The following is a 16434-nucleotide window of genomic DNA, read 5'->3' as shown; positions in this document are numbered from 1 at the left end:
AGAATGGCTACGAGTTGACGGTAGTAGGCTTACCGAAGACCATCGATAACGATATTGTGCCAATTAAGCAGTCTTTAGGTGCACGCACGGCAGCTGAGCAAGTATCTCGCTATGCGCAAAATATTATCGGGGAGCATCGTTCTAATCCGCGTATGCTCATTATTCACGAAATAATGGGGCGCAACTGCGGATATCTAGCGGCACAAGGCACTGCTGATTATCATAATTGGGTGAAAGAGCAGCAATTCTTGCCTTCTGCGGGTTTGATGAAGGAGCGGTGGGATGTACATGCTCTCTATCTTCCGGAAATCACTTTTGATTTAGATACGGAAGCTTCCCGGCTGCGGGCAATTATGGACGAAATTGGGAATGTAAATATCTTCCTTTCTGAAGGAGCTGGAGTAGCCGAGATTATTGAGGAAATGCTGGAAGAAGGTGTCGAAGTAGAGCGTGATCCGTTCGGGCACGTCAAGCTAGATACTATTAATCCAGGTGCGTGGTTCGCTAATCGCTTTGCGCTCAGCATTGGAGCAGAAAAAGTGATGGTGCAGAAATCTGGATACTTCTCACGTTCCGCTCATTCTAACGCTTATGATCTAGAGTTGATTGCTGCAGTAGCTGCGAAAGCAGTAGAGTGCGCTTTGGCTGGGAAATCAGGGCTAATTGGAGAAGACGAAGAAAATCTTGGTTCGCTCTCCGCCATCGATTTCAAGCGGATAGCTGGGGCAAAACCATTTGATGTAAATCAGTCTTGGTTTAAAGAGTTGATGGAAGAAATTGGCCAGCCTTGGGAGCCGAAGCCAGTGGAAGTTCCGTAAGGGAAATCGGCGTTTCCGGGCAAGTTTATATTAATGGCACATCCGCTGGGTGAGAATTATTGCTCAGCGGATGTTGCTGTGAATAAGGTCGAAAAATGAGAGTGATGCATGGCTAGTAATACAGCTTGGCATAATTTTCCTGCCCGCCAACAGCCTCAATATGCCGATTCTGCTGCTTTAGAAAAAGTAATTACGGAGATTCATAATTTACCTCCTTTAGTTGCCCAGGCAGAGATCGATGAATTAACTTCTTTAATTGCCGCAAGCGGAAGGGGGGAAGTTTTTCTGCTACAAGGGGGCGACTGTGCAGAAACTTTTGTGGATTCTTCGCCGGCGCGCATCCGAGCTAAGTTACAGACGCTACAGCAGATGGCCTTGGTGCTGAATATCGGCACTTCTTTGCCAGTGGTGAAGGTAGGAAGAATTGCGGGGCAATATGCAAAGCCGCGTTCGCTTCCTACGGAAATCCAAGATGGAATAGAACTGCCGTCCTATCGGGGCGATGCCGTAAATGGTTTTGCTTTTACGCGGGCTTCGCGCAGCTTCGATCCGGAACGTCTGCTGGAAGCCTATCGGCATGCGGCAAAAACTTTGCATTTTATTCACAGTTTTGCGGGCGAACCGCTTCCAGACTGGCACTACTCTTTTTTACCGGCCGGTAATTCGGCTAGCGATCCGCTCTATAGCCGCTACCAGCATTTAATGGCGGAAATTGCGGAGTATCTTCGTCAATATCCCGAGAGAGCCCAGCTTTCGCCACCCGAAAGTAATTTTTATTCTGCACACGAGGCGCTGTTACTTCGTTATGAGGAAGCACTTACCCGCAGTGGAGAGGAAAAAGATCAACTTTATAATTTTGGTGCCCATTTTCTCTGGATAGGGGAGCGTACCCGCAATATAAACGAAGCACACGTGGAGATGCTTTCCCAGATTTCGAATCCCATAGGCGTAAAAATTGGGCCTAAGGCACAGGTAGAAGAAGTGCTGGCTTTAATTGAAAAATTGAATCCGCAGAATCAGCCCGGTCGTCTCAGCCTAATTATGCGCCTCGGAGCGAAGAAGATATCTGCCCTGCTACCGCCCCTCATTGAAGCGGTGCAGCGAGAAGGGAAAGTGGTCACTTGGATAAGCGATCCGATGCACGGCAATACGATTTCCGCCTGTAATGGTTATAAGACGCGGCGGATGCAAGATATCTGGGAAGAACTCTATCGTTTCTTCCAGATACATTTTCAGCTGGGTACAGTGCCGGGTGGCATTCATATTGAGCTCACTAGTGACGACGTGACAGAAGTATTGGGTGGAGCAGAAAAAATAGATGAAGATATCCTCGCTACTCGTTACGAGGCGCTGGTAGATCCACGGTTGAATCGCCGGCAATCTTTAGAAACTGCTTTTCGGGTGGCAGAGATATTTCGGGAATTTTCTCAGCCAAACAATTAGATTTCTTTAGCTAGCCCTTAGAAATTAGCCCTTAGAAATTGGATAGCTAGAAGCTGCGTTTAGACTACTTTAATTACCACTGTAGTGCCGGGTTGAGCCATTTCTCCACCGGCTGGACTCTGGAAGCGTACTTGCCCCAGGAAGCCTCCCCAGTAGGCTTCCCGCTCTACGTGGAATCCGGCGTTCTCTAAGGTGCGTTTTGCACTTTCTTCCGCCATTCCCACCACTGAAGGTACGGCAATGGGGTGCGGACCTTTCGAAACCACTAAAGCTATTACATCTCCCCGATAGAGAGTCTGCCCGGCTGCCACATTTTGGGCGATGATTTGCCCCTTCGCCGCGCTATCGGAATACTCTTCCGTATAGGAAGCACTCAAACCCATCTTAGTGAGAGCCGCTTCGGCATCTGCACGCGATTTTCCTTGTAAATCTGGCACGGTCAAGGGTTCTTTTCCTTTAGAAATAGCGATAGTGACCGGCGAATCGTGCGCTACTATCTTGCCACCTTGGGGAGTTTGAGCTGCCACGCTATCTTTTGGTATGGAATCTGACCAGCCTTCGGTGATTTCTGGCTGGAAGCGCGCCTCTTTAAGTTTTTTGACGGCTTCGTCTTTGCTCAACCCAATCACATCGGGCACTTCTAGCTGTTCTACTCCTTTGGAAATATAGAGTAGTAAAGGTTTCCGCGGGCTAGCTTTTTTCCCGCCGGCCGGGTCGGTACGAGTAGCGTGGTCAGCAGCGATATTATCCGAAAATTCTGATTTCACTTCCACTTTGAATCCAGCTTTTTCCAGTGTCTCCTGTGCTGCGGGTGCGCTTAAATTAGTTATTTCCGGTACCTTTATCCGCATCCCCGGGCCTGCTAAAAACCACCAACAAGCTGCCCCGGTGAGAGCGGTGAGAATTAGGCCGATAAGCAGAATCAAAAAGGGGCGGCGTATTCGCGCCGGAGTTTTAGCCTTCTTGGTTTTTGTGGAATTTAGTTCTGGCGAATCCGCCGCAGCAGAATTTGCGTTGGCGGCAGCATCAGGATAAAAATCTGCTGGCAATACGCCGGTGGCCGTGCTGGCCGGCGCAGGTTCATCTTCCCATATAGGAGTGGCGGCCGGTGAGAAATCTGCGGCATTCGAATCAATCTGTAGAGTAGCATTCTCCGGAGCATCTTCCGTATCTGCCGCAGCTGCGGGGATGCGCGGCGGAAATATCGGGATACGGCGCAGTAGTTTTTCTTCCGGAATTCCTTGCGCAATATTGGCCAGTGCAGCTGCGGCAGCGTTCCCGTCTGCCGGGCGGGTAGCTGCGTCTTTCGCAGTGAAAAGCGCGAGCAAAGAATCGATTTCTGGCGGAATCCAATCGGCTTGTTCATGCAGCCGAGGGAGAGTCTTATTCACATGAGCCCAGGCAATAGTGAGTGGAGAATCGCCAGTATAGGGAGTTTTTCCGGAAAGCATCTCAAAGAGCATAATACCTGCGGCATATATATCGGCTGCTGGGGTAATTTTTCCTTTTTCGATAATTTCCGGTGCTACATAGGCTACCGTCCCCAGTACGGAAGATGTATGGAGAGAATCGCTATCACTGGCCGCCTTCGCCAGCCCAAAATCTGCTACTTTTACTTGCGCGTCGGTAGTAGAACGGTTTTCACCGCTATCCACCGGTTTAGTTAAGAGAATATTTTCTGGCTTCACATCGCGGTGAATAATTCCTCTGCTGTGGGCAGTCCCTAAGGCGAGCAAAATTTGCTTCAATAATTGCAAGCATTGCCCGAGGCTAAAAGATCCATTTTTCTGTAATTCACTGCGTAAAGTGGGGCCAGATACCAGTTCCATTACGAGATAAGCGCGTTCGCCGGCCGGAGTATTCGCAATGCCTTGGTCGTGAATATTTACTATATAGGGAGAGGAAAGAGAGGCAGCCGCTTGCGCTTCTTGAATAAAGCGGCGCGTAAAATTGGCTTGCTCCGCCAGATGCGGATGGATAAATTTTATTGCCACCTCTCGATTCAATCGGTTGTCGAGAGCGCGGTATACGCTGGCCATTCCTCCGCGGGCAATGCGGGCTTTTATTAAATAGCGCTCAGCAATTATTTTTCCTAATAGCGGATCTACAATTTCCACGTATCTAGCCTACCTAATGAAGCGAGTCCGACTGAAGTGCCAGCCGGACTCGCGTGTCTATATGCAATAATTCATTTTTTCAAAAGCATACTAACTTTTAAAAGCGGTTCATCGCTGCTTTTACTTTAGCTACATACTGTACAGTGTCGGAGCGCATGCCATAACGGCGCACGCCACCCAAGCCCTGGTAGTAGCCAGCAATGCCTTCTTCTAAAGAGCTGGCGCTATTTTGTAGCGAGCGAATAATCGCAATTCCAGCCGTAATATTATCGGCGGGGTTGAGCAGATTTAGATCTCTTCCCACTAGCTGCGAGGCCCAAACGCCAGAGCTGGGAATTACCTGCATAGTGCCAATAGCATTAGCAGGGGATACGGCAGTGGCGTCGAATCCGGATTCCACAAAAGCGTGCGCCAACGCTAAGCGCGGATCTACGCCCATTTGTTGAGCCGTGCTCACAATCATGCTCTGTACTTCTGCGCGGCTCGGCACGCTCGAATTAATAAGCGCATTCTTATTCTCATTAGCGGCCTGTACCGTGGCATCTGGATAGGTGTAGCCAGGGAAATTATTGGTCACGAGCTGCTTTTGGGTTGGATTAGCCGGTGCAGCCGGAGTGGCAGCGCTGGCGTTGCTAGAAGTTCCGGAGATGGTGAGTTTCTGTCCAACGTAAATATGGGAGCTATCGGCGATGCGATTTAGCTGTACCAAAGCGTTGACGCTGGTGCCGTGGGCCCGGGCAATTCCCCAGAGGGTATCGCCGCGCTGTACGGTGTAGACGGTGTCGTTACTAGCGACTGGAGCAGGTGCGCTCGGAGCTGCTTGCGGTGCCGGTGCTGGCGCCGGAGCAGGCGCAGCTGGTGCCACGGGGGCGGGAGCGGGAGCAGGAGCTGCTGGAGTAGTAGCTGCTGGCGCGTTCTTATCCGGAATCACGAGGCGTTGCCCCGGGAAAATTAGGGAGCTATTGGATATACGATTTGCAGCGGTAATGCTACGAATAGTTACCCCATGCGCCCGCGAGATTCCCCAGAGGGTATCGCCGTGTTTTACAGTGTAGACGCTATTGGCACTGGCAGCCGAAGCAGGTGCGCTCGGAGCTGCTTGCGGAGCTGGAGCGGAAGCGGCGGGCGCCGGAGCGGGAGCAGTTTTTTGATTAGGGATTATCAGCGTCTGCCCCGGATAGATTAAGTGCACATTGCGCAGAGAATTTGCCTGAGCAATAGCTGCTACCGTAGTGCCAAATTTGTGGGAGATTCCCCAGAGGGTATCGCCGCTGCGCACTTTATACGTCGTGCGAGGAGCGGCTTTCTGCACAGAAGTTCCAAGCGCTTTATTATGCAGAGCAAGATTTCCTTGCGTATTTGCTGGCGCCGGAGCTGCGTTGGCGCTGGTGGTGCCCACTGCGCCCATTATTCCTACCAGTGTAGCGGTGGCTAATGCCGTACCCGTTTTTACACCATATTTCTTAGACAAGGCCAACCTCCATACAGTCGCCGAAAAAAATCAAGCCGTTAAAATTGATATTCTTGATTAGAATGTTACAAAAGTGATAATAGTTCATATTGAGGTGTGTCGCAAAGCCTTTTTGGAAAATAGCGGATTAATATATGTGAATTACGCCTAAATTAGGAAAATTTAGTTAGAAATAGTTACGGGTCTCTAATAAAACTGGGGTGCTTTCCCAGAAATTATGTAGGAGAAATTTAGCGAAAATAATTCCTAAAATTTTCGCCCGGCGAGTGCCGTCAATAAATAACGAAGAATTTTCGAATCAGCGGGCAGTTTTTCGAGTTCCTGTGCCGCGGCCATTTCTTTTTCAGTAATTAAATCTTCGTGGCAGGCATAAGCTCCACATTCTTTGGCAATGCTTTGTATAGTTGCCAAATCGCTTTCTTGAAGGGGAGTCCCTAGATAGTTATCGATAATACGGCGAGAATCTGAATCAGCCATTTCTCGAATCATTGCCAGCAGTACCGTGCGTTTTCCTTCGGTAATATCTCCTCCTGCTACTTTCCCCATGACGGCGTCTTTTCCAAACAGTCCGAGGGCATCGTCACGCAACTGGAAAGCTTGCCCGAGAGGGATCCCTAAATTAGAAATTTGCTGGAGAAATTCTGCATCTGCTCCGGCTAATTGGGCTCCGAGGCGCAGTGGTATTTCTACTGAGTAGCGGGCAGATTTATGGTAGAGCACAGCCAGAGCTTGGGTAATTGCTTCGGAATTTCCCGCTCCGAGCGGGGTATATTCAGCGCGATTATCTAAGTACTGCCCATAGGCTACTTCTGCCGTCATTTCGTGAAAAGTGCGGCGGGCAGCAGCGAAAGCGGCAGGGGAGTTGTGTTCGGCCTTTTCGAATGCACATCCGGCGAGGGAAAGTAGAAAATCTCCCAATAAAAGTGCTGATTTTTTCCCGTATGTGTGGCTTTCTCCCTGCAGATTAGAATTCTCATGTTGCTTTTGCATACTTATATGTGCAGTCGGTAAACCGCGGCGGCGAGTAGCGGCATCCACGATATCGTCGTGCACCAGCGCAGAGGCTTGATAAATTTCTAAGGCGGCTCCGCCGTGTACTGGTAAAGAAGTGCTATCTCCAGTGTAGAGCTCCCAACCGGCGGCTAAGAATAGTGCACGCGTGCGCTTTCCTTGGCTCAGAAGCTGGCGGGCAGGAAAAAGAAAATCATCTAGTTCTGGAAGTGCCGGCGTATCACCTAGCCAAGAACGAGAAGAAAGTTCGGTAGATATATGTTCTTCTACTGCTTGGCGAAACTCTGTGATTATTTTTTCCATACCTTTAGCCTAATCTATAGGCGATTTTGTCCACAATCGGGCGAGCGTGAGTTTAAGGCTGCGGAATCATTCTCAGAAAATACGGCATTAATATCCCTATTATTCTGGCGTTATGGAAAGAGAATTTCATCTGGATAATCTGGCGGATACGCTGCTACTCATACCCCACTTATTGGGATATTATCCGCAGCAAAAAATAGTGGTACTTGCTTTACGAAAAATATTAGATACCGAATTTGCACTGGCGGGGCAAAAGTTTTATCAAGCCAGGGCGTTGTCGTTATTTCCAAGCGATGATTCTCTTTCAGCTGCGCAGTTAGCCACGCGCAGCACCCAGATGCTTATAGATTTTTCTGCCGATATTGCGGTAATAGCTTGGTACGGAAAAAGTAGCGTAGCTATGCAAAAAAATTTTTCACTTAAGCGTAGGTTGCGGCAAGTGCGCGCAGAGCTAGAGCAAAAACGCCAGCAAAATAATACTTTCTTAAAAATAGGAATATGGGGATTTTTTACCGACTATCGAAAATGGGGATATCTTTTCGATTCGTCTGCGGATGCAGTTCCGCAAAAGCTGGCGAATTTTCCGGATCTGCGCGCTGGGAATCTCGGAATGGAACTAATTTATGGCGGTTCGGCACCATTAAGCCATTTTCCACTTTCGCCGGCTGGGCAGAATGCGGGGAATAATTCTCAGATTAAGAAAGTAGACGTAGCTACGCTGCAGTGCCCGCCGGTGGTGGCAGAAAAGCTGTGGGAGGAAATGCTTCCGCAGTTTTTCGAAACTAAAAATGGTAATAGTAAGTACAAAGAGAATAGTAAGTGCAGAGAGAATAAAAATAGTAATTTCTCAGATATTGCCCAGCACTTAATAATTGGACTGCGGAATATAGAAGTGCGCGATAAGGTGATTCTCTATGCAGTATATGCGCCGCTTTCTAGCATACGGGGGATTTCAAAAGAGCAAATCACGGATTTTCTCGATGCAGCTTGCCGAGAAGTGCCAGATAAGAAGAAAATACTGCAAGTAATTCGTTTTCTCGAAAGGCTCCAGATTTATTGCTCACTACCAGAAGTGAGTGTTTTTAGCGTCATTGCTTACCTATATTGGTGGTTAGGAAAAGGCGATTATGCGCATTTTTATCTACAGCAAGCGCAACAGATAGATGAGAAATATCAATTGGCGCAGCTATTAGAAAAAGCATTGCATTTGCAACTTTTTCCGCCGTGGCTGGAAAATACTGTGAATTGGGAATAAAAATCTTTTTAGCAGCGTTCTAGGTAGTGGCGCTTTAGAGGGGCGCTTTCGCGTAGCGAGATTATTTTAGTTATAATGAGTCGGCTGGCTTTTGCCCGCCTAATACCTAGATATGAAAGGTCGCCTGTGGCTGCTAAGTCTAAAAAAGATACTGCGAAAAGCACTGCCGGAAAGCTACCGCCAAGCGCTGCGGAAAATTCTAAATTAGCTGCGAGTGCGGAACGGCCCGTGAAAAGTGCCGTAAAAGCTGTTTGGGTAGAGTACCGGGTGACTCGGGGAGAGTTGAGTAAAGAAGCAGCGACGGCGCTTACAAAACAAGAACTTATTGAATACACAGTTCCCGAAGCTAGCACGAGTAAAGCTGCTAAGACGGATAAAAAGGCTGTAGCTGCTAAGGTGGATAAGACTGCGAAAGCCGTTAAAGATAGTAAAGCTGGCAAAACTGCTAAAGCTAGTAAAGCTGTTAAAGTTGCTAAAGACGATAAAGACAGTAAGGCTGATAAGACTGCGAAAGCCGCTAAAAAAGAAGTAAAAGAGCAGAAAGCTACGAAAGCTACGAAAGCAGCTGTGAAAAAAGAAAGCTCGAAGCAGACAACTGCGAAAAAAGCGGCAGAAAAGGCAGAAAAGAAGAGCCGTTCTGCCCAAAAAGAAGAAGTAAAACCCGCAGAAGATTCAGCAGCAGTAGAAGAAGATTTTCCAGAAGAAAGTGAAACAGCTGCTACTCCCGATGAGCTAGAGGATTTTGAGGACGTAGAATTTGCGGAAGATGAAGAAGAATTCATTGAAGAAGATGACGATGAAGATGACGCAGAGAGCGCCGATACAGATGAAAGTGAATTAGAAGAGGGCGAAGATGAGGACGAAGACGAGAAAGAACTGGATGAAGAAACCCAGACCGTCATCGTAACTTCTAGTAAAGCCGGAAAAGATAAGGATTCGGCCGGCGCTTTCGTAATGAAAGATTCGGATGATGCTGATGAGCCTAAGCAGCGCGTAACTGCGGCGGGAGCGACGGCGGATCCGGTAAAAGATTATCTAAAGCAAATTGGAAAAGTAGCACTGCTGGATGCTGCCCAGGAAGTAGAACTGGCAAAACGCATCGAAGCTGGTCTTTACGCTGCTCATCTCTTAGAGACTTCCGAAGTTTCCGATCATAAGTACGAGCGGGAATTAAAAATTATTGCGCGGGATGGGCATAATGCGAAGAATCATTTATTGGAAGCTAATCTGCGCTTAGTGGTATCGCTGGCAAAGCGCTATACCGGGCGCGGAATGCTCTTTTTAGATTTGATTCAAGAAGGCAATTTAGGGCTGGTACGAGCGGTAGAGAAGTTCGATTACGCCAAGGGTTATAAATTTTCCACCTATGCTACGTGGTGGATTCGCCAGGCGATTACCCGTGCGATGGCTGACCAGGCGCGCACCATTCGTATTCCGGTGCATATGGTAGAAGTAATTAATAAATTAGCGCGTGTACAGCGGCAGATGCTTCAGGATTTAGGGCGAGAGCCCACTGTGGAAGAGCTCGCTAATGAGCTGGATATGAGCGAAGAAAAAGTAGTGGAAGTCCAGCGGTACGGGCGGGAACCTATTTCTCTGCACACCCCGCTAGGGGAAGATGGCGATTCCGAATTTGGTGATTTAATTGAAGATTCCGAGGCGGTAGCTCCCTCGGAAGCAGTCGGCTTCACTCTTTTGCAAGAGCAACTCCAACAGGTATTGGATACGCTTTCCGAGCGGGAAGCAGGCGTAGTTTCTATGCGCTTTGGTTTAAGTGATGGCCAACCCAAGACTCTGGATGAAATTGGTAAGGTATACGGAGTGACCCGCGAGCGGATTCGGCAGATTGAATCGAAGACGATGTCGAAACTTCGCCACCCTTCGCGTTCCCAAGTGCTGCGCGATTACTTAGATTAAGAATATCTTTATCCGGCCTGCGGGCTTTGAGGTGCTCTTATATAAGAAATCGTCGTCTTATATAAGAGGGAATATCCTTATCTAAAAGGCACAAATTCATCTAGTCTATATTAAAAGGCAGTTGCGCCGGCGGAATCCACGCTTGAGCTTTTTCCCAGGCGCGGGGCTGCACCTCTTCTTGTTGACGATTACGAGCGGAGTCTGTATAGCGCTCTCCGCGCGCTTCTTTGGCGGCAAAGCAACGCAGTAATTCTGCTGTGGCACGGGCATCGTCGAGTGCGCGGTGCGCATGGGTAATTTCAATTTCGAGCCGGGCGCACAGTTTGCTAAGGGAGTGAGGCCCGGGTGGGCAATAAATATAGGAAGAATCTAGGGTACAGGCAGTGGCAGTGGCGGGAATAAAAAGTGGCGAGCCGCTGCGGGCAAATTCAGCATTTAAAAAGGAACAGTCGAATTTAATATTGTGCCCTACGATGACGGTGCCGGAAAGCAGAGAAATTAGCTCCGAGCAGCAGGCGGAAAATTGGGGTTTTCCAAGTAGATCCGCGGGGGTAATTCCGTGTATCCACTGTGCCCCCAAAGTAGCAGGTAGCGGAGCACCGGGTGGGAATGGAGAAATAAGTGAATTCCAGACCGCTATCTCTTGCAAGTTTTCATCTAGTTGCACGGCAGCAATTTCAATTATCCGCGAATGCTGCGGGGAAAGACCAGTAGTCTCTAAATCGATTACGCAGTAGCGCGCCGCAGCTCCGGCAGTAGTTTCACACACCTCTTCAGCCTAAAACAGCGGAGAATTTTTACCAAATGCATAGCAGCGTTTTGTTCGTCGGTGGCGAAAGTAGGAGTGGTATCTGGAATTTTCCTTTTAATAGTGTTTATATCGAAGTGTGAGTACAGTTATTGCCGAAAAGTCAGTGGAAACGCCGCAGCTTACTGCGGCAGATAGATGCGATGTGTGTGGTGCCCGTGCCTATATAAAAGCTGGGATGCAAAATGGCGCTCTCTATTTTTGCGCGCACCATGGGCGGAAGCACAAGGAAGCTCTGGCAAAAACAGCTATCTATATTGTGGATGAAACTGCACTTCTATCTTGATTTTGTGGCGATGTGAGCAGCACGCCTCCTAGCCTCCTGCTAGGTTATTTTCTATCAGATAAAATCTATCTGTGGTCAATAAAGGGAAACGGCAAGAAGAATACACAGCCCGTCATTTATCAGTTTTAGAAGGGTTGGAAGCGGTGCGGAAACGCCCGGGAATGTATATCGGTTCTACCGATTCGCGCGGTCTTATGCATTGCGCTTGGGAAATTATCGATAATTCGGTAGACGAGGCACTCGAAGGATATGCCGACCATATTCAAGTAACTATCTATGAAGATGGATCAGTAGAGGTAGTAGATAACGGCCGGGGAATACCGGTGGATGAAGTGCCTGGTACCGGAGCTTCGGGAGTGGAAGTCGTATATACGAAGCTGCATGCAGGCGGAAAATTTGGCGGAGGATCATACGCGGCCGCAGGCGGTTTGCACGGTGTAGGCTCATCGGTAGTAAATGCACTTTCTGAACGCCTCGATGTAGAGGTAAACCGCGGTGGCAAGACTTGGGCGATGTCTTTTAAACGCGGAGAACCGGGAATTTTTAGTGATAAAAAGGGCACCCGCCGCCCGGATGCGCCATTTTCTCCTTTTACGGAAAGCTCTGAGCTGCGGGTAATTAAGAAAGTCCCGCAGAAGAATACCGGAACTTTGGTGCGCTACTGGGCAGATCCGGAAATTTTCCCCGCCAATGCCGTATTCAACTATGAAGAATTGCGGGAAAGAGTGCGAGAAAAAGCTTTTCTCGTGCCTGGATTGCGGATATCGCTTTGGGATAAACGGGTTAAAGAAGATGCTGCCGCTGGAGAGGCAGCTGGGCGAGAAGAGTTTCATTACGCCGGAGGAGTGAAAGATTTTGCGGAATATTTAGCAGAAGATCCTGCGCTCACGGGTGTGATGCATATTCGCGGCATGGATACTTTTTCCGAGGTGATACAGCAGCTCGATAAGAAATCAGGGCACCTGCACAGCGTAGAGGTAGAGCGAGAATGCCAGGTAGATATCGCCCTGCGGTGGGGCACCGGTTACGATACGAAAGAAGAATCTTTCGTCAACATTATCGCTACGCCAAAAGGTGGGACACATCTACAGGGTTTTGAGATGGGGCTCGTGAAGGCAGTTCGTGCGCAAATAGATGCGCGTTCGCGGCAGTTAAAAGTAGGAGCGCGCGATCCGCGGATTGAAAAGGAAGATATCCTCGCCGGGCTCACCGCCGTAATTTCGGTGAGTTTTCCAGAGCCGCAGTTTGAAGGGCAAACTAAAGAAGTGCTCGGCACCGCACCGGTGCGGGCAATAGTGGCAAAGATAGTAGAGCAGCAACTGACGGAGCTACTTAGCTCGCGAAAGCGCGATAAAAAGACGGAAAATATGCGGTTGCTGGAAAAAATAGTGGCGGAGATGCGAGCCCGAGTGGCGGCGCGAGCCCAAAAGGAGATATCGCGGCGAAAGAATGCGCTGGAGACCTCCACTTTCCCGGCTAAATTAGCTGATTGCCGCAGTGAAGATGTGGAAAAATCTGAGCTCTTTATTGTAGAGGGCGATTCAGCTCTGGGTACTGCGAAATTGGCACGTTCCTCGGAATTTCAAGCTTTGCTCCCTATTCGCGGGAAAATTCTCAATGTGCAGAAAGCTACTCCGGGAGAAATACTCAAAAATAAAGAAGTTTCGGCAATTATCCAGGTGGTGGGAGCAGGATCGGGGCGCACTTTCGATATAGATGCTGCCCGCTATGGAAAAGTTATTTTTATGACTGACGCCGATGTAGACGGAGCCCATATTCGCACCCTGCTTCTCACCCTGTTTTTCCGCTATATGCGACCGCTCGTAGAAGCGGGGCGGGTATATGCGGCCGTGCCTCCGTTACACCGAATTGAAGTTGTGGGCGGAAAACGCGGCGAGAAAGAATATATCTACACTTATTCGGAAGCGCAGTTACATCAGGAATTAGCGCGGTTAAAGCAGCAGAAGCGTAGCTATAAAGAGCCGATTCAACGCTATAAAGGCCTGGGGGAGATGGATGCCGACCAGCTGGCTGAGACTACGATGGATCCGGCGCATCGCACGCTGCGGCGTATTTCTATGGAAGATGCGGCTGCTCTCCAGTATGCCGAAGAAACTTTTGAAATGTTGATGGGGAGTGACGTAGCTCCGCGTAAAGATTTTATTGTAGAGGGAGCAGCTAATATTTCTCGGGCTGATATTGATGCATAGTTACGGCGGGTTTTAATTACTGCAATCGTGACTAGGGCCGCGAAATATCAGGAGAAAATAATTTGTTAAAGTAGCTACTATGGTGGAAAAAAATCCGGCAGTGGAAAGCCGGCAAAGTAGTCTGAGCGGTACTTTAGAGCGCCGAATTCAAGCTCCGGAAAAGATTCCTTATCCGGGCGAGCATCTCGGTTTGAGTTGGCGCCAGATCCAAACTGCCGATATGCCAGCAATAATAGAGCTATATCGCGAGGCAGGTAGCGGGCTAATAGCTGGAGAAGATTCTAGTATCGAAGCTTTTAGCGAATTTTTAGCGGCCGCGCTAGCAGCCGGGGCTCATGCCGATACGCTGGCGGGTTGGAATAGTGCGGGAGAAGTAAAAGCATTTGCTTTAGTGAAAGTTGCGGAGGATGCGCTTACGGAATTGCAAGCGCAAATTGTGGGCGTAGTCAGCGATAGTTGGCGAGGAAAAGGAATCGGCCGCACTATTCTGGAATGGCAAGATGGGCGAGCGCGTCAACTTCTATTGGCTGATGGTCGCGATTTACCTCTTGCTATCTGTACGCAGGTGGATGCGCGCAATACCGAACGGCGGCGTCTCCTTACTGCAGGAGGATTTTCAGCCAAATGTCGCTTCACTACTTTTCAGCGTTCACTTAATCCAGGAGATGCTTATCTCGGAACCGCAGCTCGGGAAAGCATAGCTGCAAAAGGTTATACCCTTTTACCTTTTCGCGTGGAATATGACGAAGAATTGCGCCGTATTTTCAATCGTATTTTGATTTCGCACAGTCAGCGCCAGCGCCAACCTCTATCGGAAACTAATTGGAAAATATATCGGAAACGTTTCTCGGCAGATAATTCGCTCCTGCTTCTCCAGGAAGGCATAATTATTGGTTATGCGCTGTGTATGCCCAATCAAGAGGCCTTAGTGGTAAAAGATTTTGGTGTAGAACGCGGAATGCGCGATAAATCTCTGGAGACGGAACTAGTGCTGGCACTTATCGCTAATGCTATCTCCGCGCAGTTTTCGCAGCTCCAAGTAGAAATCGGCAGTGAAATGAAGATGGAAGAATCTTTCCTCTCACCCTTTGGATTTACTCCGGATACTGCCAATATCGTCTATTCAATTGATCTGTAGTACTAATAGTTTTTAGCTTGATTTACTATTCTTCTTTAGCCGATTGCATATACGACCTGTTTTAACGGCGTGCCGGAAGCATCGCGTTTTTCCTCAATCTCGGGGAGACTTACCGCCTTGCCATTGGCATCTACGGCACGAGCAGGCAGTGGGCCGACCCAAGCGCGGGTGAGAATATCTTCTCCTTTTAAGAAGCGCTGCGCCCGCACCCCTTGAGTAGCTCGGCCTTTTTCGGGGAAAGCCGAAAGCGGCGTCACTTTGGCGCGCCCTGGCGTAGTGCCCGGAAGTGCGGCAGCTGCTCCAGAGATAGTCACTACTGCGTAAGCGGAAAATTCCTCATTTTCCACCGCTGCTCCGGTAATTACGGAGGCGGTATCGGGAAGTTTAATACCAGAAATACCTTGGCCATTGCGCCCCTGCGGGCGCACTGTTGTGGCTGGGAAATGCAGCAACTGGGCTTGAGAAGTTATAAGCACAATTTCGCTGCTATCACCAGCAGGGAAAGCGGATATCACTTCGTCGCCTTCTTGCAGAGAAATTATTTCAAAATTACTCTTTAGCGGATAATCGGCGACTAGACGTTTAATTTTTCCGCTCCAAGTAGCCAAGGCTAAGGGGGGAGCAGATTTTTCTAAACTACAGATAGCTACGGGGCGTTCATCTTTTCCTAGCAGGAGCAGCTCTTCTAAGAGAGCTCCTCCGGCCAAGCTGGGGGCAGAATCAGTCTCGGGAATAGCCGGAATATCTACGACCGAAAGCCGTATCATATTCCCTTGCGAAGTTACTACCCCGATTTCTGCCAGGTTGGAAGTAGCTACAGCCATCCGCAAGGCATCGTGCGGAGCCCGCGGACCCGAACGGCTGGGAGGATTCTCGCTCACTACGCGGGCAATTCGCCCGGTGCTGGAATAGAGTACCCAACAAGGATCATCTGCCACTTTTAGCTGCATTTTTGCATTATTGCTAGTATCAGCTACGCTATCTGTTTCTAGCAATAAAGTGCGCCGAGGCGTGCCGTAAATATCGGCAATTTCTTGCATCTCTGCGGCCACTAATTTTTTCAACTCCACCTCAGAAGCCAGAATTTTTTGCAGATAAGCAATTCTTTCTTGTAAATCTGCTTGCTGTTTTTCCAGCTCTAGTTGGGAAAACTTAGTGAGCCGGCGCAGGCGCAGCTCTAAAATATACTCAGCTTGCCGCTGCGAAAGATCGAAAATATCCATTAAACGCTGCCGCGCACGCTCGGAATCTTCCGAAGACCGAATTACCTGAATTACTTCGTCGATATCCATTAAGGCAATGAGCAGGCCCTCAATAAGGTGCAGCTGCTCTAAAGCTTTATTAAGCCGGAATTGGCTGCGCCGGCGCGTCACCTGTAGCCGGTGGTCGATATATACATTTAGTAAGTCTTTTAATCCGAGAAGTCGCGGCTGCCCATCTACTAAGGCCACATTATTTATGCCAAAAGATTCTTCTAGAGGAGTGTGTTTATAGAGCGCGGTGAGCACCGCCTCGGGGTTAAATGAATTTTTTACTTCAATGACGAGCCGCATTCCGTGGTGTCGATCAGTATGATTTTGCACCGCAGAGATACCTTTAAGTTTTTTACTTTGAATACCGCTCTTTATTTTTTCAATTACTTTTTCCGCTCCCGTAA

At 48.8% G+C, this 16434-nt stretch carries 12 protein-coding genes; 7 read left to right on the top strand and 5 right to left on the bottom strand.

The window, feature by feature from the left end:
- Positions 1–818: pyrophosphate--fructose-6-phosphate 1-phosphotransferase (locus tag Q0X35_RS03125; RefSeq protein ID WP_297565311.1), on the top strand; the 818-nt coding region annotated here is incomplete at its 5' end.
- Positions 819–926: 108 nt separating this feature from the next.
- On the top strand, positions 927–2261 hold the full coding sequence (locus Q0X35_RS03120) for a 3-deoxy-7-phosphoheptulonate synthase (protein ID WP_297565309.1): 1335 nt from the start codon (positions 927–929) through the stop codon (positions 2259–2261).
- A gap of 59 nt (positions 2262–2320) precedes the next feature.
- Here Q0X35_RS03120 and pknB read toward each other — a convergent pair whose 3' ends face one another.
- From pknB to Q0X35_RS03105, 3 genes are all read right to left on the bottom strand, one after another.
- Positions 2321–4378 (bottom strand): Stk1 family PASTA domain-containing Ser/Thr kinase, encoded by a 2058-nt coding sequence (gene pknB / locus Q0X35_RS03115; RefSeq protein WP_297565301.1) that lies wholly within the window; start codon positions 4376–4378, stop codon positions 2321–2323.
- 97 nt (positions 4379–4475) lie between these two features.
- The gene (locus Q0X35_RS03110; RefSeq protein WP_297565299.1) at positions 4476–5849 is read right to left on the bottom strand and encodes a lytic transglycosylase domain-containing protein; all 1374 of its coding nucleotides are present in this window, start codon (positions 5847–5849) and stop codon (positions 4476–4478) included.
- A gap of 246 nt (positions 5850–6095) precedes the next feature.
- Positions 6096–7163: a polyprenyl synthetase family protein gene (locus Q0X35_RS03105; RefSeq protein WP_297565295.1), complete on the bottom strand. Its 1068-nt coding sequence runs from the start codon at positions 7161–7163 to the stop codon at positions 6096–6098.
- Positions 7164–7275: 112 nt separating this feature from the next.
- Between Q0X35_RS03105 and Q0X35_RS03100 the strand changes: the two genes are divergently transcribed.
- Together Q0X35_RS03100 and Q0X35_RS03095 are read left to right on the top strand one after the other, a co-directional pair.
- Positions 7276–8418 carry a hypothetical protein gene (locus Q0X35_RS03100; protein WP_297565293.1) on the top strand — a complete coding sequence of 381 codons (1143 nt, stop codon included), beginning with the start codon at positions 7276–7278 and terminating at the stop codon, positions 8416–8418.
- Positions 8419–8544: 126 nt separating this feature from the next.
- A complete protein-coding gene (locus Q0X35_RS03095; RefSeq protein WP_297565291.1) occupies positions 8545–10335 on the top strand; it encodes an RNA polymerase sigma factor in 1791 nt (596 codons plus the stop codon).
- Positions 10336–10435: 100 nt separating this feature from the next.
- Here the strand turns inward: Q0X35_RS03095 and Q0X35_RS03090 are convergent, their stop codons facing one another.
- Positions 10436–11104, bottom strand: a complete 669-nt coding sequence (locus Q0X35_RS03090; RefSeq protein ID WP_297565288.1) for a PolC-type DNA polymerase III — start codon at positions 11102–11104, stop codon at positions 10436–10438.
- A gap of 118 nt (positions 11105–11222) precedes the next feature.
- On the opposite strand from Q0X35_RS03090, the gene Q0X35_RS03085 reads away from it, so the two are divergent.
- From Q0X35_RS03085 to Q0X35_RS03075, 3 genes are all read left to right on the top strand, one after another.
- Positions 11223–11429 (top strand): hypothetical protein, encoded by a 207-nt coding sequence (locus Q0X35_RS03085; protein WP_297565286.1) that lies wholly within the window; start codon positions 11223–11225, stop codon positions 11427–11429.
- 71 nt (positions 11430–11500) lie between these two features.
- Complete coding sequence (locus Q0X35_RS03080) at positions 11501–13639, top strand: type IIA DNA topoisomerase subunit B (protein ID WP_297565279.1); 2139 nt, start codon at positions 11501–11503, stop codon at positions 13637–13639.
- A 79-nt stretch (positions 13640–13718) separates the two neighbouring features.
- The gene (locus Q0X35_RS03075) at positions 13719–14777 is read left to right on the top strand and encodes a hypothetical protein (RefSeq protein WP_297565277.1); all 1059 of its coding nucleotides are present in this window, start codon (positions 13719–13721) and stop codon (positions 14775–14777) included.
- Positions 14778–14812: 35 nt separating this feature from the next.
- On the opposite strand, the gene Q0X35_RS03070 is transcribed toward Q0X35_RS03075, so the two are convergent.
- The coding region (locus Q0X35_RS03070; RefSeq protein WP_297565274.1) for a DNA gyrase subunit A at positions 14813–16434 on the bottom strand (1622 nt) is incomplete at its 5' end.

Source organism: uncultured Arcanobacterium sp. (assembly GCF_947253055.1).
Taxonomy (GTDB): Bacteria; Actinomycetota; Actinomycetes; order Actinomycetales; family Actinomycetaceae; genus Arcanobacterium_A.
The sequence above is the reverse complement of the archived record's forward strand: the minus strand, read 5'-3'. Positions and strand labels throughout refer to the sequence as shown.

What these genes read in the sequence shown, in the direction of transcription:
- Q0X35_RS03105 (WP_297565295.1), bottom strand. Translation starts at nt 7,163, where the DNA reads ATGGAAAAAATAATCACAGAGTTTCGCCAAGCAGTAGAAGAACATATA.
- Q0X35_RS03100 (WP_297565293.1), top strand. Translation starts at nt 7,276, where the DNA reads ATGGAAAGAGAATTTCATCTGGATAATCTGGCGGATACGCTGCTACTC.
- Q0X35_RS03120 (WP_297565309.1), top strand. Translation starts at nt 927, where the DNA reads ATGGCTAGTAATACAGCTTGGCATAATTTTCCTGCCCGCCAACAGCCT.
- Q0X35_RS03075 (WP_297565277.1), top strand. Translation starts at nt 13,719, where the DNA reads ATGGTGGAAAAAAATCCGGCAGTGGAAAGCCGGCAAAGTAGTCTGAGC.